The sequence below is a fragment of the Streptomyces sp. LMG1-1-1.1 genome (assembly GCF_040815545.1).
In the GTDB taxonomy this organism is placed as follows: domain Bacteria; phylum Actinomycetota; class Actinomycetes; order Streptomycetales; family Streptomycetaceae; genus Streptomyces.
Map to the genome: position 1 here is coordinate 112,591 of NZ_JBFPNH010000018.1, position 21,357 is coordinate 133,947.

Sequence of the window (21,357 nt, forward strand, 5' to 3'; positions counted from 1 at the left end):
CGATGTGATGACAGCTTGACGAGAGGGCTTGCTACCCGCGGTCACCCCGGATAGGCGGCACCGAACCCCTTGACCCCATTGGTCCAGACCAATACGTTCCTGCCTGAACCCTCCGGAACCACCGCACGCTCCATCCCGCCTCGCACAGGAACGAGCCCATGCGTCCCAGAGCCATGACCAAGCTGACCTTCGGCGCGGCCGCCGCCGCCACCCTCGGCCTCCTCGCCACCCTGGCCCCGACCGCCGACGCGCACCAGCCCTCCTCCCCCACGCCCGCGCAGAAGCGCGTCGGCTACTTCACCCAATGGGGCATCTACGGAAGGAACTTCCAGGTCAAGGACCTGGAGACGAGCGGTACCGCCGCCAAGCTCAGCCACGTCAACTACGCGTTCGGCGTGATCGGCCCGGACGGCAAGTGCCTCATGGGCAACGCCCCCGGATCCGACCCCTGGGCCGACTACGTGCGCCCGGTCGACGCCGCCAACTCGGTCGACGGCGTGGCCGACACCACCGACCAGCGCCTCGCCGGCAACTTCAACGAACTGCGCGAGCTCAAGGCGAAGCACCCCGGCCTCAAGGTCATGATCTCGCTGGGCGGCTGGAGCGGCTCGGCCCACTTCTCCGACGCGGTGCGCACCGACGCCGGCCGCAAGGCCCTCGTGGCGTCCTGCGTCGACACGTACATCAAGGGCGACCTCCCTGCCGACGGCGCCCGCGGCGGCGCCGGAGCGGCGGCGGGCGTCTTCGACGGCGTCGACCTGGACTGGGAGTGGCCGGGCTCGGACGGCGCCCCGGGAAACGTGATCCGCCCGGAGGACAAGCCCAACTTCACCAAGCTGGTACGGGAGTTCCGCACCCAGCTCGACGCCTACGGCCGCTCGCTGCCGCAGCGCAGGCACTACGACCTCAGCGCGTACGTGCCCACCGCCCCCGCCAAGATCGACGCGGGCTTCGAAGTCGCCAAGATCATGCGGGACTTCGACTTCGTCAACCTCCAGGGCTACGACTTCCACGTCTCCGGCGAGAAGACCACCGCCCAGCAGTCCGCGCTCTTCGCCGAGAACGACTTCAGTGTCGACGGGACCGTCAAGGCCTGGCTGCGCCGCGGCGCCCCCGCCCACAAGCTCGTCGTCGGCATGCCGTTCTACGGCCAGGGCTGGACCGGCGTCACCGGCGGCGGCGACGGCCTCGGCCAGCCCGCCGCCGGACCCGCGCCCGCGACCTGGACCGCCGGCTCCGAGGACTACAAGCACCTGAAGAAGCTCGCGGATTCGGGGACGTACACGCTCTACCGGGGACCGAAGAACGGGCACGCCTGGCTCTTCGACGGCACCACCCTGTGGACGTACGACGACCCCACCGTCCTGCGCACCAAGGCGTCCTACGTCCGGCAGCGCGGACTCGGCGGCGCCATGGTCTGGTCCCTCGACGCCGACACCCCGGACGGTGAACTGATCACCGCGATCGACCGGGGCCTGACCCGCCGCTGACGGACCGGCCCGGCACGGAGCCCGGGCCGGCCGCCATCGGCCGTGTCGGCAAGGCAACGGCACGACACGGCAAGGCCACGGCGCCTGGACCGCCCGCGGAACGACTCGTCCCGTCGGCGGCTCAGGCCGAGGCGCCGCCCTGGCCCTCCGGCAGCGTGTCCGTGAGGCCGAGCGCGGTCCGCACGTCCGCGCCGAGGTCCGGGGGCAGGGCCTCCCAGGCCGTGTCGTACGCGGCCCAGTAGGCCTTCGCGTCGGCGGCCGTCGCCAGCTTGGCCCACAGCTTCGAGGCCCCGTCGAGGGTGGTGCCGAGCTCGGCGATCGGGCCGTTGGCGGCGGCGGGCCAGTGGCGGCCCTTGAGGCCCGCGCGCGCCCGGTCGATCTCCTTCAGCAGGTCCCCGGCCCAGGCCTTGTTGGCCGCGAAGTCCTCGTCGGGGTCCTTCTCCGGCTCCCCGTACACGGCCGTCTCGATCGGGTTGACGGTCAGCAGGAAGGACGTCTGGTCCGCGTTCAGGGTCGACCCGTCGGACCGCACCGACCCCTTGAAGGGCTCCTTCTCGGTGGCGTACGCGCAGATCACGGTCCGGTCGCCGCGGCGCCACGTCTGGCTGCTCGGCAGGTAGTAATAGGTCCAAACGTCGGTGGGGACGGCCCAGGTGTCCAGCGCGTAGGCCGTGTTGATCGTGTCGCAACGCTTCTCCGCCACCTCGTCCAGCGCCTCGTCACCAGGCCACTCGGCGAAGCCGGTGATCTTGAAGCGGCCGGTCGCCTCGCCGTCGTGCGGGAGTGCGCAGTCGACGACCTGGACGTCGGTCGCGTACTCCTTCAGCTTGTCCTCGTCCTCGAAGCACTCCCCGATCCGCAGCGCGGTGGGGGACTTCGAGCGGGCCGCCTCGTCCATGCCCTCCTCGAAGCCCTCCTTGAAGCTGTTCCACGCCGTGCCGAAGCCGCCGGTCACGAGGCCGACGACGAGCAGCAGGCAGCTGAACGCGGAGAGGACGATGCCGGCGATGGCGAGCCCCTTGCCCGCCTGGCCCCGCTTCTTGATCCGCGGCAGGGCGACGAGCCCGAGCACCAGGCCGAGCGGCGGGAGGCAGCAGACGATGCCGGAGACGAGGGAGCCGATGGCCAGGCCGTTGGTGGTGCGACGCGGCTGCTCGTAGGGAACGGCGCCGGGCATGCCGGGCGTGCCGTACGGTCCGTACGGCATCCCGGGGGAGGTGTACGGCCCGGGAGCGGCCCATCCCCCCTGCTGCGGCGCTCCCTGCTGCGGCGCTCCCTCCGGGGACGAGGGCGGCGGGGTCGGCTGGATCGGCTCCACGGGTACGGTGCTCCTGTTTCGGGGCGGGCGGCGCGAACAAACGATCGAGCGCGCATCGTACGTGGCGGGGGGAACCGGAAGGTCGGCCGGGGTGAACGCGCGGCAACGGCCGAGGGGCGGCCGCCCGCAGGCGACCGCCCCTCCGTCGATCGTGGTTCAGAACTGCAGGGCCCAGGAGTCGATCTTCCCGGTGTCTATGGCCGCGTTGTCCGTGACCCGCAGCTTCCACGTGCCGTTGGCGACCTCCGAGGAGGCGTTCACGGTGTACGTGGTGTTGATGTTGTCCGCGCTGCCGCCGGTGCCGAAGCCCTTCAGCGTGTACGCCGTGCCGTCCGGGGCGATCAGCTGGACCTGGAGGTCGCCGATGTACGTGTGGACGATGTTCACCGGCACCTGCAGGGCGGCGGGGGCGTTGCCCGTGACGCCGCTGACGGTGACGGGGGACTCGACGGTCGCGTTGTCGTTGATCGCGTAGTCCGCGGCGTTCTCGAACTTCGGGCCGGTGGGCGGCGGGGTGGTGCCGCCGCCGACGAAGAGCAGCCGGTTCGGGGAGCCGGTGCCGGGGCTGGTGACGACGTTCGGGGTGGCGGCGGTCGTCAGGGCCGTGGAGACCTGCGCCGGGGTGGCCGTCGGGTTGGCGGCGAGGTAGAGGGCGACAGCGCCCGCGACGTGCGGGGTCGCCATCGACGTGCCGGAGATGGTGTTGGTGGCGGAGTCGCCGGTGCCCCACGACGAGGTGATGGACGAGCCGGGGGCGAACAGGTCGAGGCCGCTGCCGTAGTTGGAGTAGCTCGCCTTGGCGTCGCTCGACGTGGTGGCGCCGACGGTGATGGCCTCGGCCACGCGCGCGGGTGAGTGGTTGGCGGCGTTGTCGGTCTCGTTGCCGGCGGCGACCGCGTAGGTGACGCCGGAGGCGATCGAGTTGCGGACGGCCTGGTCGAGGACGGAGTCGACGCCGCCGCCGAGGCTCATGTTGGCGACGGCCGGCTTGACGGCGTTCCGCGTCACCCAGTCGATGCCCGCGACGACCTGCTCGGTCGTACCCGATCCCGAGTTGTCGAGGACGCGGACGCCGACGATCTTCGCCTTCTTGGCGACGCCGTACGACGAGCCCGCCACGGTGCCGGCGACGTGGGTGCCGTGGCCGTGGCCGTCCTGGGCGGTGTTGTCGTTGTCGATGGCGTCGTAGCCGTAGGTGGCGCGGCCGCCGAACTCGGTGTGGGTGATGCGGACGCCGGTGTCGATGATGTACGCCGTGACGCCCTGGCCCGCGGTGTCCGGGTAGGTGTAGCTCTGGTTCAGCGGGAGGGCCTTCTGGTCGATCCGGTCGAGGCCCCAGGACGGCGGGGAGGGCTGGGTGCCGTCGACGTGGAAGACGCGGTTCTGCACGACGGACTTCACGGCCGGGTCGGCCGCGAGCTTCCGCGCCTGCGCCTCGGAGAGCTCGACGGAGTAGCCGTTGATCGCCGACGTGTACGTCCGCTTGATCTTCGCGCCGAACCGCGCGGCGACCGCTCTGCCCTCGGCGGTCTCGGCCGGCGCGGACTCGTCGAGGGTGACGATGTAGCTGCCCGCGACGGTGCCCTCGGCTCCGGCGTTCTCGATGACGCCCTCCGGGGCGGTCGGCGAGGCGGCGGCCGGGAGGGTGGAGACGGAGCCGAGCGCGAGCGCGGCGACGGCGATGGCCGCGGCGGTGGCGATTCGGCGACGGGAGTCGCGCATCACTGACATGAGGGGGTCCTCCTTGTGGGGGGTGTGCTGCCGTGGGGGCACGGCAGGGACGCCGGACATGACGAGGACATGACAAGCTGCATCGAGATGTCCACGCCGTTTCGAACGCCCGGCTGCCGAGCGAAAGATTGGCGGATCCATAGGAATCCCACAAGGGTTCCCGACGACCCGTCACATCCGCGTCACACGGCTGCCATGCTGAGCCCCATGACCGCCTACGTGTGCCCCCGTTGCCGGATCCAGCTGCCCACGTCCGCGCTCACCTGGTGTTGTCCGAAGTGCCGCGGCCCCTGGGACCTCGATTTCGCGAGTGAACCGGTTCCCCTCCCCTCACTCGCGTCACGTGTGAATTCATTGTGGCGTTACACGGAGGCACTGCCTCCGATGCCGTGCGCGCCCGACGTGACCCTCGGGGAGGGCCGCACGCCCCTCGTCCCCCTCACCGACTCGGTTTCGGCCAAACTCGACTTCCTCATGCCGACCCTGTCGTTCAAGGACCGCGGCGCCGTGATGCTCGCCGCGCACGCGCTGCGGCTCGCCCGCGCCGGAGCCCTCGAACGGATCGTCGCCGACAGCAGCGGCAACGCCGGCACGGCCGTCGCCGCGTACGGGGCGCGGGCCGGACTCGACTGCCTCGTGTACGTCCCCGAAGGCACGTCGCCGAAGAAGCTGGACCAGATCCGGGCACACGGGGCCCGGGTCGTCGAGGTCCCCGGCGACCGCGAGGCGACGGCCCGGGCCGCCCGTTCCGCCGCCGACGCGCCCGGCACCTTCTACGCCTCGCACGTGTACAACCCGTACTTCACGCACGGCACCAAGACCTACGTCTACGAGCTCTGGGAGGAGCTCGGCGGCCGCCTCCCCGACACGATCGTCGTCCCCGTCGGCAACGGCACCCTCCTCCTCGGCGCCGCCCTCGCCCTCGACGAACTCCACCGCCACGGCCTCACCGCCACCCGGCCCGCCCTCGTCGCCGTCCAGGCGCGGGCCGTCTCCCCCCTGGCCGCGGCCTTCCACGCCGGCGCGGACGATCTGGCCTCGCCGGCCCCCGCCCGCCCCACCCTCGCCGAAGGCATCGCCATCACGGCCCCGCCCCGCGCCCGCCGGATCCTCCGGGCGGTACGCGAGACGGGCGGCACGTTCCTGACCGTGACCGAGGACCAGATCCGTACCGCCCAACGGGACCTGGCCCGTCGCGGCCTCTTCGTCGAACCCACCGGCGTCGCCTGCTGGGCCGCCGTGCAGGCCGCCCCGCCCCGCCCCGGCCTCACCGTGGTGCCCCTGTGCGGGGCGGGCGCGAAGACCGGCCTGGCGGCCTGAGACCCCGCCTCGGCTTCGGCTCAGAACTCGTCGGCGCCGTTGCGGAGCTCGTACGTCCAGTAGCCCGTCTTCGCGGCGGCCTCGTCGACGGCCAGGCCGCCGGCCGGGGACTTGACTACGACGCTGCCCTCGGCGGGGCCGTCGGCGGCGAAGAGGTTCACGTTGAACTCGTTGACGACCTTGTTGTCCTCGTGGGCGCCGCCGAGGGCGATGCGCACGTTGGCGTAGGCGGGCTCGCCGGCCTTGAGGACGATCGGGGCCGACGGCTTGCTCTTCGCGACGGCCGGGACGTCCTTGGCGGTCTGGATCGGGCCGAAGGCGATCAGCGGGTACTGGAGCAGGGTGCAGGAGCGGCCGGACGTGTTCGTGGCGGTGAGCACGATGTGCTCGGTCGGGACCTCGTCGGCCTTCTTCGCCGTGATCTTGACGTCGCCGAAGGCGCAGGCCGGGGCGTCGGCGGAGGTCTTCGAGCCGCCGGTGGAGCCGGTCGAGCCGGTGGAGCCGGTCGAGCCGGTGGAGCCGGTCGAGGACCCGCCGGAGGTGGTGGACGTGGCGGTGGAGCCGCCGGCCGAGCCCGATCCGCCCTTGCCGGCGGTCTGGTCCGCCGTACCGCCGGTGGCCGTGCCGCCCTGGCCCGAACCGCCGGCCGCCTGCGAGGCGCCGGCGCTGCCCGCGTCCTTGGCGCCGGCGCTGTCGTCGCCGCCGCACGCGGTCAGGCCCAGCGAGAGGGCGGCGATGGCGGCGGCGGCCAGGACGGTGTTCTTGCGGTGGTTGCGCATGGTGGTGTTCCCCCGTTGAAGCGGTTCGGTCGGCGCACATGACTTCGTGCTCGGTGCTGTATCCAGCTTCCGGCCCCGCGCTGCCGTCCCGCTTGCGTACCGCTAACGATCCGCTGACAGCCGCGAAAGACGCTCCGTCGCCCGCGCCGATCCTTCCGGGAATCCGGCCTTGTCGGCCGCCGCGATGGCACGTTCCAGCTGGTCAGCCGCCTCGTCGAGGCGGCCGATGCCGGCCAGTGCCTCGCCCCGGGCGATCTGCAGCTGCGCCCGGACGACCACCGCGTCGGGCGCGACCAGTTCCCCGGCGCGAACGGTGTGGGCGAGGGCGGCCTCGTACTCCTCCGCCTTCAGGCAGTGCCCCGCCAGGTGCTGGAGGGTCAGCACCTGGGTGGAGGGATGGCCGGTGCGGTCGGCGAGCGAGACCGCGTGCACCATGAGCAGCCCGGCCCGCTCGTGCTCCCCGGTCGCGTCGAGGACGGCCGCGTAGTTGACGTACGCGATGGCCTCGCTGATGGCGTCGCCCGCCCGGGCCGCGAGACCCGGCGCCTTCTCCAGGTGGACGAGCGCCTCGGTGTCCCGGCCCTCCTCGTGCAGGATCCAGCCGAGCAGCGCCCGGGTCCGCGACTGCGCGTCGAGGTCGCCGACGTGCACGGCCGAGGCGAGACCGGCCTCCAGGAGCGGCGTCCAGCCGTCGCCGATCCGCATGAGCATCAGCGGCCACTGCACGAGGGCGAGCCGCCAGGCGCGGTCGTGCAGTCCGAGGGCCGCGGCGGCGGCCACCGCCCCCTCCAGGGCGGGGCGTTCGGCCGCGTACCAGTCGAGGGCGGCCGTGCGGTCCTCGAACTCCCGCGTGGCGGCGGGCCGTCGGACGTCGGCGGGCAGCGAGTAGCAGGGCTGGGAGCCCGGTTCGGCGGCCGCGTCGGCCGCGAGGCCCGTGTACAGGTAGTGGTCGAGGAGGCGGAGCAGCCCCTCGGGGTCGGCCTGCGGGGCGAGGTGGCGGGCGTACAGCCGCACCAGGTCGTGCGGCGTCCAGCGGCCCGGGACGGACTCGGTGAGCAGATGCGCGGCGGCCAGCCGGTCCAGGTCGACGGAGGCCTGCGCGGGGGACGTCCCGGCGAGCGCCCCGGCCGCGAAGCGGTCCAGGTCGGAGCCGGTGTGCAGACCGATCGCGCGGAACAGCCTGGCGGCGGAATCGGGCAGCTGCTGCACGGTGAGGTGCAGCGCCGCCGACACCCCTCGGTCCTCCACGTCGAGGAGGATCAACCGGCTCTGCTCGTCCGCGAGTTCGCCGACCATCGCGCTCAGGGTCCACTGCGGCCGTTCGGCCAGGCGGGCCGCCGTCACCCGCAGCGCGAGCGGCAGCCCGTCGCAGAGCCGGGCGAGCCGCGCGGCGGCGTCGGGCTCGGAGGCGACCCGCTCCGCGCCGAGCACGGTGGTGAGCAGCGCCGTCGAGTCGGCCGTCGGCAGGTGCCGCAGCGGCACCGGACGGGCGGCGTCGGAGGCGATGAGGCCGCCGAGCCGGTCACGGCTGGTGATCAGGGTCGTGCAGTGGTCGCCGCCCGGCAGCAGCGGCCTGACCTGCTCCGAGGAGCGCGCGTTGTCGAGGACGACGAGCAGCCGCCGCCCTCCGGTGAGCGAGCGGAACAGCGCGCCCCGCGCCTCGACCGCCTCCGGGACGCGCTGCGGCGGGACGCCCAGCGCGAGCAGGAACTCCCGCAGTACGGCGGCGGTTTCGGGCTCCTGGGTGTCGCTGAAGCCGCGCAGGTCGGCGAAGAGCCGCCCGTCGGGGAAGTCGGCGCGCCGCCGGTACGCCCAGTGCAACGCGAACGCGGTCTTGCCCACGCCGGCGGGCCCGGTGACGAGGCACACCGGCGCCTCCTCGCAGGACACCGCCCGGTCGAGCGCGGCCAGCTCCTCGCCGCGCCCGGTGAAGCCGCGCGGCGCCCGCGGCAGCCCCTCCGGCACCTGGACGTCGGCCGGGGCCGCCGGGCGCGGCACGGTGACGGGCTCGGCCGAGCGGAGCAGCGTGGCGTAGGCCTCGGCGAGCGTCTCGCCCGGGTCGACGCCCAGTTCCTCGGCGAGCAGCCGCCGGGTCCTGTGGTACCAGTCGATCGCGTCCGACTGCCGACCTGAGCGGCCGAGCGCCAGCATCAGCGCCGCCGCCAGCGACTCCCGCAGCGGGTGCGCGACGGCCTCGGTGCGGAGCACGGCGGCGGCCCTGGCGTGCTCGCCCAGCTTCCCGTACGCCTCCGCCAGCGCCTCCACCGACGCCAGCCGCAGCTCCTCCAGGCCTCCGGCCGCGGCCTCCAGCGGCCTGCTGTGCACGGTCCCGGTGAGCGCCGGCCCCTGCCAGTACGACAGTGCCTCCCGCAGCATCCGCACCGCGTCGGCCGGCTGCCGCTGCACCCCCGCGAGACCGACGAGCTCCTCGAACCGGTGCGCGTCCACCAACGACTCCGGCATCCGCAGCATGTACGCCGACCCGTGCGTGGCGAGCTCCACGCCGTACGCCTCGGCCCCGTACTCCGCCAGCAGCGCCCTCAGCCGCGACACGTGCCCCTGCAGCACCGTCTTCGCATGGGTGGGCGGCTCCTCCTCCCACAGGGCGTCGATCAACTGCCCCACGTTCACCGCGCTGTTGGGCCGCAACAGCAGCATCGCGAGCAGGCTCGTCCGCTTGGCGGGCCCCAAGGCTACGTCCCTGTCCTCCGCCACCAACGCAACGGAGCCGAGCAGCCTGAACTCCACCATGTACCTCCGCGATCCCTCTCCCCCGCACCCCCTGACCCCAGCCCCCGAGGATACGTCGCCCCCGGCACCCCCCCTGACCCCCGCCGCCCCCGTCCCCACCTCCCTCCCCACCCCCACCCGCACGATCCGGACACGGCACCGGACCGGGGGCGCGGGGCACGGGCGCGGGGCGCACGTCAGGGTGACTCCTCCTGCCCGACCGCCGCCGGCCCCTCGCCGACCAGGCCCAGTCGCGCCTGCTCCTCCTCCACGATCCTCTGGACGACGCCGACGTCCGACACGTCGACCGCGGCCGGTGTGGCCTCGGCCACGGCACTGCGCCGGGCGTACGAGTCGAACAGGTGGGTCTTGGCCGCCAGCATCCTCACCATGCGCTCGTCCACCCCGCCGGTGGCGAGCAGACGGTGGACCCGGACCCGTCTGACCTGGCCCATGCGATGGGCCCGGGCCACCGCCTGCTGCTCGATCGTCGGCTTGACCTGGGGTTCGCAGATGACGACCACGGACGCGGCCTGCATGTTGAGGCCGGTGCCCCCCGCCTGGATCTGCGCCAGCAGCACCGCGGGCCCGGGCTCGGCCGCGAAGTCGTCGACGACCTGCTGCCGCCGGGCCGGCGGGACCTCACCGGTGAGCGGACCGTGCACGGGCACACCGCCGGCGAGGGCCTCGGCCACCACGCCCAGCACGTCCTTGAAGTAGGAGAAGACCACCGTCTTCTGGCCGTTCTCGCCGGCCTCCCGGACGATCTCGCGGAGCCGCTCCAACTTGGCCGACTTCTCGGGGCGCATGTACGCGGCCCGCCGCATCGCCATGAAGTTGCCGGCGGCCACCGCCTCCCGGTAGGCCTCCTCGTCGGAGACGCTCAGCTCCTCCCACTCGTCGGTGTGCTGGAGGGCGGGCAGCTCGGCCAGTACGTCCTTCTGGTTGCGCCGGAGATAGACCGGTGCGACGGCCTTGCGGAAGGCGACCGAGCCCGTCAGGGCGTCCCCCTCCGTCAGCGAGTCCGCGACGCCGGGATGGAGCATCCGGACCAGGTCGCGGAACTCCCCGACCCGGTTCTCCATCGGGGTGCCGGTCATGAAGAGGGCGCGCTCACAGCGCTCCACCCACTGGGCGACCGCCTGGGACCGCAGCGTCTTCGGGTTCTTCACCGCGTGCGCCTCGTCCACCACGAGCATCCCGATCTCGCCGCCGTCGGGGGCGGGGAATCCGCGCAGCGCGTCGAAGGTGGTCACCGCGACCCCGCCCCGGCTCCTCCAGTCGGCGAAGGCGTCGTGGCGGTCGGGGCCGTGCAGGAGCGCGGACCGCAGCGTGCTGCGGGCCTCGATCTCGCGCACCCAGTTGACCAGGACGCTCGGCGGGCAGACGACCATGAAGTGGCTCTGCCCCTTGGCGGCGAGATGCGTCAACGCGGCGATCGCCTGGATCGTCTTGCCGAGCCCCATCTCGTCGCCGAGGAGCACCTTGCGCTGGGCGAGGGCGAACCTCGCGCCGAACTCCTGGTACCCGCGCAGGGAGACGCGCAGGCGGGAGTCGTCGAGGCGCTGGCGCCGCACCCGCTCGGCGAGCTTGTCGGGCAGGAACCCCTGGGCGGCGCCCACGTCCGGTGCCCGCCCGGGGATCTCGGCGAGCAGGCCGTAGTACTCGGCGGAGCGCAGCTCGAAGTCGACCCAGGCCGCGATGTCGGTCGCGGGCTCGCGCAGCAGATCCACCGACGCCTGGGCGAGCAGTCCGAGCGCCCCCGCCCGGTCCGCGTCCTCCACCAGCGACCGGATCCCGTCCACCGCCGCGAGCGCCCGTGACCGCTTCTCCCGGCCGGCGAGCAGCATCCGGAACCGTCCGGCGGCCGGTCCGGCCTCGGCGAGCAGCGGGCCCAGCCGCAGCGCCAGACCTTCGGCCATGTCCACCGCGCGCCGCCCGTCCGGCCCTGCCTCCACCAGGAGGTTCAGGGCGATGACGAGCGCCGAGGTCCGCGGTTCCGGCCGGTCCACGTCGATCCGCACCGCTACGGTCTCGTGCACGGCCTCGGACAGGCGCTGGGCGGCCGCGAGGATCTGGTCCGCGGTCCGCCGGCCGACCCCGGGAACCTGCCGCAGGCGGTAGGGCCCCGCCTCCAGCACCCGCCCGACCGTCCGCAGCCCGCTCCGCTCGACGCTCTCCCACTGCACCCGCCCCCCGGTGGCCTCCTGGAGGCGGGCGACGGGCGTGGCATCGAGCTCCCGCGCCACCGCCTCGTCCTGCAGCGGCTTCAACGCCTCCTGTACCGCCTCGACGGCCCTGCCGTGATCGCCGCACACCCCCCGGGCCGCCGCGTACAACCGCGCCCCTCTGGCCACCACCTCCCGCTCGTCACGCCCCACGCGCCCCACCCCTCTTCTCCCGTGCCCGGCCCGAACCACCGGAGCGCACCACGACGTCTCCCCGGACGAGCAGTCTCCCGGGACGAGCAGTCTCCCGGAGGCCGTGCGCCACCTCCCCGGGACCCCGCCGCACCGACCCCGTGGACGGCGCCGACCGGACGGGCCGGGAGCGTCACCGTACGGGCAACCGGGTGCCATCGGAGGGGCATCGGCGCGGGCGATGGCGGACGCATACCGGATCGAAGGAGCGGGTTCCTAAGTTCCTCGTTGCCGGCCGAGAACGACCGGTTCGAACAGGCGAACAGGGGCCGGCCGCAAGGCCCGGACCGCAGGCCGCCGGTGACTCGAAGGAACCGAACGTGCGCAGAATCGCGCTTCCCGCAGTGGCGGCAGTGTCACTGGCCCTGCTGCTCCCCCAGTCGGCCATCGCCGAGGACCTCCCGTCCCCGGCGCTGGAGACCGGGGAGACCCAGCTGATCGGCCCCGGCATGTACCAGTCGGCCGACGACACCTTCCAGATATCCGAGAACGACGTGACGTACGGCCTGATGAGCCGCACCCACACGGTGGACGGGAGCGGGGCGGGCGTCGCCCAGGCCCAGGACGCCCCGACCACCCGCACCGACCTCGGGGTGTTCGGTCCGAGCTGGGAGGCCGAGTTCGTCGGCGGCCAGCTGAACCGCAAGCTGGTCCCCGGCTCCGGTTCGATCACCACCACCGACCTGGACACCGCCGAGTCCGTCCGCTACGACCTGACCGACTCGGTGGCCGGCGCCAACGGCGGCAGCATCAACACCTACAAGGCGTCCGACGGTTCCACGCTGGTGGAGAACGTCCAGTGGGACGACCTGGCGGGCGTACTGAAGACCACGGTCACCGAGACGCTCAACATCGACCTCACCCAGGTCGCCTCCGGTGACGACGTGCCGCTGGATTCCGCCGGCAACCCGATCGCGGCCTCCTCGCTCAAGCCGTCCTACACCTGGAAGCAGGTCGGCGGCAGCGGCGACAACTGGCGGGTGACGGCGGTCGGCAGCTCCGCCTTCAAGCAGACGACGGTCACCTACGACAGCACCGGCCGCGTCTCCACCGTCAAGGACCCGGCGCGCGCCGACGTCCCCGCGCAGACGGTGAAGGTCAACTACGCGACCGCCACCACCGCCGCCGGTCAGACGCTCGGCGACGTCGCGGGCCAGGTCAAGGACATCACCGTCACCGTCGGCCAGACCGTGCAGACCCTGGCCCGGTACTCGTACGACGGCTCCGGCCTGCTCCGCAAGGTCATCGACCCGGCGGCCGGCAGCCAGCTCAACACCTACAGCTACGACGCCTCGGACCGGGTGGTCGCCGCCTCCGCCGAGGACGGCGCGTCCTGGCAGCTGACCTACTCCGGTGACGCGGCCGCCCCGCAGTCGGTGGAGACCACGGGCCTCCGCCCGGAGGCCGGCAGCGCCGTCCAGGGCGCCCCGAGCCTGGCCCAGGAGGAGGGCGTCGCCCCGGCCTCCGAGGACTTCGGCCCCGGCGAGATCACCTCCGCCCAGGCCTACCCGAGCTACTGCTCCCGGCCCGAGACGTGGATGTGGTACCAGTACAGCGGCTGCGCGACCAAGGTCGCCCACTACGGCTGGCACAACCCGAGCTGGAAGAAGACCCCGACCGGCGCCTGGGTCATGGGCATCTTCGAGGACCACTGCACCAGCGCCTCCGACAAGCCCGGCGGCTGGGACTTCCGTACCGCCTGTGACTCGCACGACTACGGCTACGGCACCATCGGCAACACCTACAAGGGCTACCGCTACTACCTGGACCGCAACAAGGGCATCGCGACCGACGTCGCCTTCTACAACATGCTCTACTACAACACCTGCCCGGCGTACTTCTGGAAGAGCGCCTGCCGCTCCACCGCGTACACGTACTACCTCGGCGTCTTCTACGGCGGCCACCCGAGGAACGGCGCCGACGCCACCTGACGGGCCGTGCGACCGCAGGGGAACCGGGCAGCTGAACAGCCGACGCTGCCCGGTCCCCGCCCCGGGGCCTGACCACACGGCCCCGCCCCCCTCGAACTTCCAGCCCTGAACTCGCGGGCTTCATCAGCGAGTCGCCCCCTCCTGCCTTTTCCTACCGCCGCGGCACCGCCCGCTCGGTGCCTACTCCCTGGAGCCTGTCGTGAAGAGATCTGCTGTGGCCGTCGCGATGGCCTCGGGCCTGCTGCTCGGCGCACTGCCGGCGGGCCTGGCGCCCCTGGTCGGGGTGACCCCGGCGGCCGCCGCCGACGGGGTCCCGGTGGACCCGGCGCTGGAGACCGGCACCCAGGGCGGCGGCACGGTCCGGGTGAACGTGGTGACCCAGACCCGCTCCGACGTGGCCACGGCCGCCGCGGCGGGCGAGACCGAAGTGGCGTACGAGCGGCTGCCGATGGTCACCCTCACGGTGGACCAGGCGGGGCTCACCGCGCTCCGCTCCAACCCGGACGTGGTGAGCGTGACGGAGGACGTCCCGGTCCCCGCGATGCTCGACGAGTCGACGGTCCGGATCGGCGCGGACAAGGCCTTCGCCGCCGGCGCCACCGGGGCGGGCACCGCGGTCGCGGTGATCGACACCGGCGTCGCGAAGAACCACCCGTTCCTGGGCGGCCGGGTGACGGCCGAGGCCTGCTTCTCGGTGAACGACGAGAGTTACGGCGCCACCAGCCTCTGCCCGAACGGCGAGGCCTCCCAGGAGGGCACCGGCAGCGCCGACGCCGACACCGGCAGCTGCGCGGAACTCGGCGCGGCCTGCTCGCACGGCACCCACGTGGCGGGCATAGCCGCCGGCAACGGGACCGGCCTGAGCGGCGCCCCCAAGCGCGGGGTGGCCCCGGGCGCGAACATCGTGGCGATGCAGGTGTTCTCCCGCTTCGACTCCGACGACTACTGCGGCGCGGGCAACAGCCCCTGCGTGCTGAGCTTCACCAGCTCGCAGATCAAGGCGCTGGAGAAGGTGTACGCGCTGAAGCAGTCCGGCATGGACATCATCGCGGCCAACATGTCGCTGGGCGCGGGCCGTTGGACCACGGCCTGCGACACCGACCCCCGGAAGTCCGTGATCGACAGCCTGTACTCGGTGGGCGTGGCGACGGTCGTCGCGGCCGGCAACAACGGGTACGGCGACGCGGTCAACGCCCCCGGCTGCGTCCCGTCGGCGGTGACGGTCGGCGCGACGACCGACGACGACCAGGTGGCCTCCTTCAGCAACCGCGGCCCGCTGCTGGACGTGATGGCACCCGGCACGTCCGTGGTGTCCTCGGTCCCGGGCGGCGGCTACGCGGCGAAGAACGGCACCTCGATGGCGGCCCCGCACGTGGCGGGCTCCCTGGCGCTGCTGCGCCAGAAGTACCCGACGGAGAGCATCGCGAACCTGGTGGCGAAGCTGGTCACCACCGGCACGCCGATCACCTACACCGGGGCCGTCACCCCCCGCATCGACGTCGGCAAGGCCGTCGTCGGCACGGTCGCCCCGGAGCCGGCGCCGGCCGCCCGGCCCCGCCCCTCCCAGGTCTTCGACGACACCGACCGGCCCATCCCGGACCCGGGCACCCTGGAGGCCCCGCTGACCGTCACCGGGGTGCCGGGCAACGCACCCAAGGCGCTCCGGGTCGAGCTGGAGGGCAGCCACGACTGGCGCGGCGACCTCAAGATCGACCTGGTGGGTCCCGACGGGCGGCTGTACCGCCTGAAGTCCACCTCCGCCACCGAGACGGGCGGCGCGCTCGGCGGCTTCACCGTCGACGCCTCCGCCTCCCCCGCCTCCGGCACCTGGAAGCTCCAGATCACGGACGCCTCCACCGGCGGGAAGGGCACCCTCCTCGGCTGGTCGCTGAAGTTCCCCTCCCCCTTCGCCATGACCGGCAACCTCAGCGTCCCTGACGGCGGATCGGTCACCTCCGACCTCACGGTGGACGGCATCGGCGGCAAGGCCCCGGCCGCCCTCCAGGTCGCCGTGGACGTCACCCACGAGTGGCGCGGCGACGTCCGGATCGACCTGCTCTCCCCCGACGGCCGGACCTACCCGCTGCGTTCGACCTCCACCGCCGCCACCGAGAACGGCGGGGTGCTCCGCGAGACCTACCGAGTGGACGCCTCCGCCTCCCCCGCCGACGGCAAGTGGACGCTCAAGGTCTCCGACCCGTACACGGGCTCCGTCGGCACCCTCAACGCCTGGTCGATGACGTTCCCCGCGTACGAGGTGCAGACCCCGCACTCGGTCCCCGACCCGGGCACCATCGAGGTCCCGGTCACCGTCACCGGCATCACGGGCAACGCTCCGAAGAACCTCCAGGTGTACGTGCACGCCACCCACACCTGGCGCGGTGACCTCGACGTCCACCTGGTCGCCCCGGACGGCAAGGTCTACCTCGTCAAGGAGTCCGTGGAGGACGAGGGCAACGGCGTGATCCAGCAGGTCTACACGGTCGACGCCTCCGCCTCCCCCGCGAGCGGGGTCTGGAAGCTCCGGGTCGAGGACATCTCGGCCGGCTCCTCCGGAACGCTCGACCACTGGACCCTGAAGTTCTGACCGCTCCTCCCCCGATCCACTCCGCACCACTCCCCCACGCGTGCCCCCCGGCTTCCCCCGCCGGGGGCCACGCCCGTTTCCGCAGGTGAGCGGGGCCGGGAAGGGGAAGGGATAGCGGGCCGATAAGGAGTCGAAATCGCCTTCCCCTAACGTCTGTCGATGTCAGAGCGAGTCGCTCGGGGAACGGACCGGCACAGGCCGGAGTCCGGTGGGCGACGGGTGAGAGGACGTGGGGACATGGGGAACAAGCATCTCGTCAAGGCGGTCGTGGCGGTCGCGGCGATCATCACTGGTGTGGCCCTGGCCGCCGGCACCGCGGTGGCGGGCGGAACGACGGCGACGGCCTCGACCTCGGCCGCTGCCGGTGGGACGACGGCGGTCGTGGAGACCGAGCCCTGGGACTGAGTACCAGCCCGGGTCACGCCTCCTGCGGGAGCTCCGCGCCCGGTGTCCGCGCCTCCTCGCGTTCGACCCGGAGCAGGTGCAGGCGGTCCAGCAGGACCGTGCTGCCGGTCTCCTCGGCCAGGGCGAGGGCGGCGCTGAGGTCCTCGTCGGCCCGATCGGCGCGGCCGGCCCGCAGGCGGGCCTCGGCCAGGGCCAGCAGGACGTAGGCCATGCCCAGCCGGTCGTGCTTGGCGCGGACGATTCCGGCCGCCTCGGTGAGGGCCTCCTCCGCCTCCGGCAGCCGCCCGGCCGCCAGCAGGGCGCGCCCCAGTCGGTGGAAGGCCTGGGCCGCGCCGCGGGTCGCGCCCAGCCCCCGGGCCAGCGCGACCGCCTCCCTGCCGAGGCGTACGGCCTCCTCAGGGTCCCCCGCGTCCAGGGCGATCTGGGCGAGGTTGTTGAGCGCGTGGGCCTGCGCGGAGAGGTCCCCGGCGGCCCGCAGCGCGGGCAGCGCCCCGTCCAGGAGGGTGCGTGCCGTGCCCGCGTCGCCGCGCTGGCGGACCACGACGGCGAGCTTGCAGGCGTTCAGCGCGGCCCCGTAGACCTCGCCGCCGGCCCGCAGTACGCCGTCCGCCTCCTCCAGGAGCCGGACCGAGGCCTCCGACTCGCCCCGGTAGAGCAGGGCGGCGCCCAGCTCGCCGAGCATCACGCCCTCGCCCTGCCGGTCCCCGGCGGCCCGGGAGGCCGCCAGGCCCTCCTCGCAGAGGCGGCGCCAGTCGTCGGTGTTGCTGCGGATCTCGCAGAAACCGACGGTGGAGGAGGCCAGGTCCCAGGCGAGTGCGGCGAGCCCCAGCCGGGCGGACTGGGTGACGGCCGCCACCAGGCAGTGGCGTTCGGAGTCGAACCAGTCCAGCGGGCGGGTCAGCAGGTCGTCCAGGAGGTCCCGGTCGACGTGCGGGCGGGGGGCCGGGCCGTGCACCACGGAGTGGTCGCCGCCGTACTCGCGGCGGTGGGCGGCCTCGGCGACGGTCAGCCAGCTGTGCAGCGCCCGGTCCCGGGCCGCCTCGGCGGCGGGGCGATCGGGGTCCTCCTGGGCGCGTTCACGCGCGTAGAGGCGGAGCAGGCTCTGGAAGCGGTAGCGGTACTGGCCCGTGGCGTCCGGGCCGGAGACCTCCAGGAGGTGGGCGTCGGTGAGTTCGTCCAGGTACTGCTCGGCGGTCTCGACCGGGCAGTCCAGGAGGGCGGCGACGGCCCAGGCCGGCACGTCGGGGACGTCAAGGAGGGAGAGCCGCCGGTACACGGAGGCGAGGCTCGGTGACAGGCAGCCGTGGCTCAGCTCGAAGCTGGCCCGGACCCGGCTCCCGCCGAGGCTGAGCTCGTCCAGGCGGCGGTGCTCGTCGGCGAGCCGGTCGGCGAGGCGGCGCACCGTCCAGTGCGGGCGGGTGGCCAGCCGGGCGGCGGCGATGCAGAGGGCGAGCGGCAGCCCGTCGCAGAGTTCGGCCAGCCGGGCCGTCTGGGCGGGCGCGGCCGCCGTACGGCCGCCGGTGACGATCCGGTCGAGCAGGGCGGTGGAGTCGGCCCGGTCGAGCACCCCGAGCGGCACCCGGACGGCGCCGTGCCGCAACACCAGCTCCTCCATGCTCTCCCGGCTGGTGACGACCACGCAGCAGCCGCCGTTGGCCGGCAGCAGCGGGGCCACCTGCGAGAACGAGGAGGCGTCGTCCAAGACGACGAGGACCCGGCGGCCGCGCAGCAGCCTGCGGTAGAGCGATATCCGGGACGCCTCGTCGTCGGGCAGCCGGTCGCCGGGCGCGCCGAGCGAGCGCAGCAGGCGGCCCAGGACCTCGCCGGGGGCGGCAGGGGCGGAGCCCAGGTCCACGTGGAGGCAGCCGTCCGGGAAGGAGGCGGCCGCCCGGTGCGACCAGTGCACGGCCAGCGCGGTCTTGCCGATCCCCGCCACCCCGGTGACCAGGGCGACCCGCGGCGGCTCCCCGTCGGGACGGCCGTCAAGCAGGGCGTCGAGGATCTCGGTCTCGGCGGCGCGGCCGGTGAAGGAGGGGATGTTCGGGGGGAGGTCGGACGGGGCGAGGGACGCGGTGACGGGCGGGGCCGGGCGGCGGTCGGCGGGGGCCGGGGCTTCGCCCGGGGAGTCCGCGGGCGAGCTCTCCGGCCGGTCCGCCGGCTCCTCGGCCGTGACGGGTACGAGGGTCACGGCAGGAGCGCCGGTCGCAGCGGTCACAGCAGGCGCGACGGTCCCAGCAGGCACGACGGTCCCACCAGGCGCGACGGCCACGGCAGGCGCGACGGTCGCGACGGGCTCGGGGACGGTCGGCGGGGCCGCGATGGCCGGGTCCTCGCAGAGGACCGCGTTGTGCAGCTCCCGCAGTGCGGTGCCGGGTTCGAGCCCCAGCTCGTCGACGCTCAGCTGGTGGCCGGTGCGGAAGGTCTCCAGGGCGTCGGCGCGGCGGCCGGAGCGGTACTGGGCGAGCATCAGCGAGTGCCGGGTGCGCTCCCGCAGCGGGTGCTCCCTGACCAGGGCGGCCAGTTCGGCGGTGAGCTCCTGGTGGCGGCCCAGGGCGAGCCGCAGTTCGGCGTGGTCGTCCAGCGCGGTCAGCCGCTGCTCCTCCAGCCAGCAGGCTTCCTGCTCCAGCGCGTAGCCGGTCAGGCCGTCCAGGGCGGGGCCCCGCCACAGGGCGAAGGCCCGCCGGTAGGCGTCGGCGGCCTCCGCCGAGCGGCCGGAGCCCGCCAGCGCGGACGCCTGCCCGACCAGCGAGAGGAAGTCCACGAGGTCGAACCCGTGACCGTCGGTGTCGAGCCGGTACCCGGGGTGGGAGGTGACGATGACCTCGTCATCGACGCCCGCCTCCCGGAACAGCTTGCGCAGCTGGGCGACGCAGATGGAGATCTGGGTCCGGGCCGTCGGCGGCGGCGAACCGTCCCAGACGGTCTCGGCGAGCTCGTCCACGGAGACCGTGCGGCCACGCCGCAGCAGGAGCAGGGCCAGCACCGCGCGCTGACGGGCCCCACCGAGCCGGATCTCCCGGTCCTCGCAAGCCAGTCGGAGTGTCCCGAGCAGGCAAAACCGCATCGACGCCAATTCAGGCCCCCCCTGAAAGTTGTCATGATCATAATAGCTGGGGCACGGGTGCGACAGAGGGTACGAGCCCCGTCCGAGCCGGCGGTCCGAACCACCGATAAGCAGCCGATATCAGCAGGATGTGCCGCCCGCCTACGGTCGCTCCCCATGACGCCCTTCCTGGAGACCGCCCTGCTCGGACCGGTCCGCATCCGGGCCGCGTCCGGGGGCGCGGAGAACGCCCTGGGCGGCGCGAAGCCCCGCACGGTCCTCGCCGCACTGCTGCTCGCCGACGGCCGGGTCGTCCCCGACAGCCGCCTGATCCGCGCCCTGTGGGGCGAGCGCCCCCCGGCCCGCTCCGTCGCCCAGCTGCACACCTACGCCTCCCGCCTGCGCGCCCCTCTCGACGGGGCCGCCCGACTGGAACGCGTGGGACGCGGCTACCGCCTCACGGCCACCCCGGGCCGACTCGCCTGCGACCACCGCCTGTTCGCCGAGCGCGCCGCCCTCGGCGGCACACTCCTGCGCCAGGGAGACGCACGGCAGGCCGCCGCCGTCCTCCGCTCCGCCCTCGACCTCTGGCAGGGCGACGCCCTGGCCGACACCACCGAGCAGCTGGCCCACGAAGAGCGCCCCTGGCTGGAGGAGGCCCGGCTCACGGCCCTCGAGGACCGCGCCGAGGCGGAACTCGCCACCGGACTCCCGCACGGCCTCGTCGCCGAACTGACCAGGCTGGTGGCCCGCTACCCCCTACGGGAGCGATACCGCTCCCTCCTGATGACCGCCCAGTGCCGTGCGGGCCAGCCCGCGGCCGCCCTGCTCCAGTTCCACTCAGGCCGGGAACTACTCGCCGACCGACTGGGCGTCGCCCCCGGCCCGCTCCTCACCCGCACCTTCCAGCTGGCCCTTGCGGGCGACCTCGCCGGCTGAACCAGCTGTCAGCTGCCCCCGGAAGCAAGCAGGGCGAGCGCGGCCGGAACATCCGGCACACCGGCCGCGGAGTCCTCCAGGACCGCCAGCACCGCGTCCACCGCCTCGCCCATCCGCTCCGACCGGCTCTCCTCCCCCGCCCTCCCCACCCAGAGAAGGGCCGCCCCGGCGTAGCAGAGCACATATCGAGCGGCGAAGCGCCCAGCCGCCGGGCCCTCGGGAACGTCCCCGCACTCGGCCAGCTCCCAGTGCAACCGGTCGGCAGCCTCGGCCAGCCGCTCCGCCCGCGACGCCATCGCACTCCCCACCGACTCCCGACTCAACGCGGGCAACGACTGCACCACGGCACACCCGCGCCCGTCATCCCCGCCCGCGGCCGCCCCCGCCGCCGCCTCCCCGACCAGTCCGGCCGCCGCACGAAACAGCGCCCCACCATCGGTCCGTTCCCCCGCGAACCCCCGCACCAACTGCGGAATCCTCCCCAGCAGCGCAGCCGGCGGCCCCTCGAACACCGCCGCCGTCACCGCCGCCTGCCCCGGCATCAGCCGTAAGGTCCCCGCCGCGTACTCGAGCACGGCCTCCCGCACTGTCCCCATGCCCGCTCCTCCCCCCATGCCCCGCTGCACGGGGCCGAAGGACCAACATCGCGGAGCACGCTGCACAC

General features: G+C 73.6%; 13 protein-coding genes. 6 read left to right on the plus strand and 7 right to left on the minus strand.

The genetic code is table 11. From position 1 onward, the window contains the following. Positions 1 to 158 precede the first annotated feature (158 nt). A complete protein-coding gene (locus MRBLMG1_RS09240) occupies positions 159 to 1,490 on the plus strand; it encodes a glycoside hydrolase family 18 protein (RefSeq protein WP_367822567.1) in 1,332 nt (443 codons plus the stop codon). A 121-nt stretch (positions 1,491 to 1,611) separates the two neighbouring features. Here the strand turns inward: MRBLMG1_RS09240 and MRBLMG1_RS09245 are convergent, their stop codons facing one another. Together MRBLMG1_RS09245 and MRBLMG1_RS09250 are read right to left on the minus strand one after the other, a co-directional pair. Continuing rightward, the gene (locus MRBLMG1_RS09245) at positions 1,612 to 2,697 is read right to left on the minus strand and encodes a DUF4190 domain-containing protein (RefSeq protein ID WP_367822569.1); all 1,086 of its coding nucleotides are present in this window, start codon (positions 2,695 to 2,697) and stop codon (positions 1,612 to 1,614) included. A gap of 267 nt (positions 2,698 to 2,964) precedes the next feature. Next, positions 2,965 to 4,539, minus strand: a complete 1,575-nt coding sequence (locus MRBLMG1_RS09250; protein WP_367822571.1) for a S8 family peptidase — start codon at positions 4,537 to 4,539, stop codon at positions 2,965 to 2,967. A 195-nt stretch (positions 4,540 to 4,734) separates the two neighbouring features. On the opposite strand from MRBLMG1_RS09250, the gene MRBLMG1_RS09255 reads away from it, so the two are divergent. Continuing rightward, the gene (locus MRBLMG1_RS09255) at positions 4,735 to 5,859 is read left to right on the plus strand and encodes a pyridoxal-phosphate dependent enzyme (RefSeq protein WP_367822573.1); all 1,125 of its coding nucleotides are present in this window, start codon (positions 4,735 to 4,737) and stop codon (positions 5,857 to 5,859) included. Positions 5,860 to 5,879: 20 nt separating this feature from the next. Here MRBLMG1_RS09255 and MRBLMG1_RS09260 read toward each other — a convergent pair whose 3' ends face one another. The 3 genes from MRBLMG1_RS09260 to MRBLMG1_RS09270 form a co-directional block, all read right to left on the minus strand. Further along, positions 5,880 to 6,638, minus strand: coding sequence for a DUF4232 domain-containing protein (locus tag MRBLMG1_RS09260; RefSeq protein WP_367822574.1), 759 nt, complete (start codon positions 6,636 to 6,638; stop codon positions 5,880 to 5,882). A gap of 102 nt (positions 6,639 to 6,740) precedes the next feature. Beyond that, a complete protein-coding gene (locus MRBLMG1_RS09265; protein ID WP_367822640.1) occupies positions 6,741 to 9,386 on the minus strand; it encodes an AfsR/SARP family transcriptional regulator in 2,646 nt (881 codons plus the stop codon). A gap of 179 nt (positions 9,387 to 9,565) precedes the next feature. Beyond that, positions 9,566 to 11,749, minus strand: a complete 2,184-nt coding sequence (locus MRBLMG1_RS09270; protein WP_367822576.1) for a DEAD/DEAH box helicase — start codon at positions 11,747 to 11,749, stop codon at positions 9,566 to 9,568. A 359-nt stretch (positions 11,750 to 12,108) separates the two neighbouring features. Between MRBLMG1_RS09270 and MRBLMG1_RS09275 the strand changes: the two genes are divergently transcribed. From MRBLMG1_RS09275 to MRBLMG1_RS09285, 3 genes are all read left to right on the plus strand, one after another. Beyond that, entirely contained in the window at positions 12,109 to 13,719 is a 1,611-nt protein-coding gene (locus tag MRBLMG1_RS09275) for a phospholipase A2 (RefSeq protein ID WP_367822578.1), read from the plus strand. A 199-nt stretch (positions 13,720 to 13,918) separates the two neighbouring features. Beyond that, positions 13,919 to 16,306 carry a proprotein convertase P-domain-containing protein gene (locus MRBLMG1_RS09280; RefSeq protein ID WP_367822580.1) on the plus strand — a complete coding sequence of 796 codons (2,388 nt, stop codon included), beginning with the start codon at positions 13,919 to 13,921 and terminating at the stop codon, positions 16,304 to 16,306. 237 nt (positions 16,307 to 16,543) lie between these two features. Then, positions 16,544 to 16,711: a hypothetical protein gene (locus MRBLMG1_RS09285; RefSeq protein WP_367822582.1), complete on the plus strand. Its 168-nt coding sequence runs from the start codon at positions 16,544 to 16,546 to the stop codon at positions 16,709 to 16,711. A 13-nt stretch (positions 16,712 to 16,724) separates the two neighbouring features. Here MRBLMG1_RS09285 and MRBLMG1_RS09290 read toward each other — a convergent pair whose 3' ends face one another. Next, positions 16,725 to 19,775 (minus strand): AfsR/SARP family transcriptional regulator, encoded by a 3,051-nt coding sequence (locus MRBLMG1_RS09290; protein ID WP_367822584.1) that lies wholly within the window; start codon positions 19,773 to 19,775, stop codon positions 16,725 to 16,727. Between the two features lie 156 nt (positions 19,776 to 19,931). Between MRBLMG1_RS09290 and MRBLMG1_RS09295 the strand changes: the two genes are divergently transcribed. Beyond that, positions 19,932 to 20,693 (plus strand): AfsR/SARP family transcriptional regulator, encoded by a 762-nt coding sequence (locus MRBLMG1_RS09295; RefSeq protein ID WP_367822586.1) that lies wholly within the window; start codon positions 19,932 to 19,934, stop codon positions 20,691 to 20,693. 8 nt (positions 20,694 to 20,701) lie between these two features. Here MRBLMG1_RS09295 and MRBLMG1_RS09300 read toward each other — a convergent pair whose 3' ends face one another. Beyond that, on the minus strand, positions 20,702 to 21,289 hold the full coding sequence (locus MRBLMG1_RS09300) for a hypothetical protein (protein ID WP_367822587.1): 588 nt from the start codon (positions 21,287 to 21,289) through the stop codon (positions 20,702 to 20,704). Positions 21,290 to 21,357 lie beyond the last annotated feature (68 nt).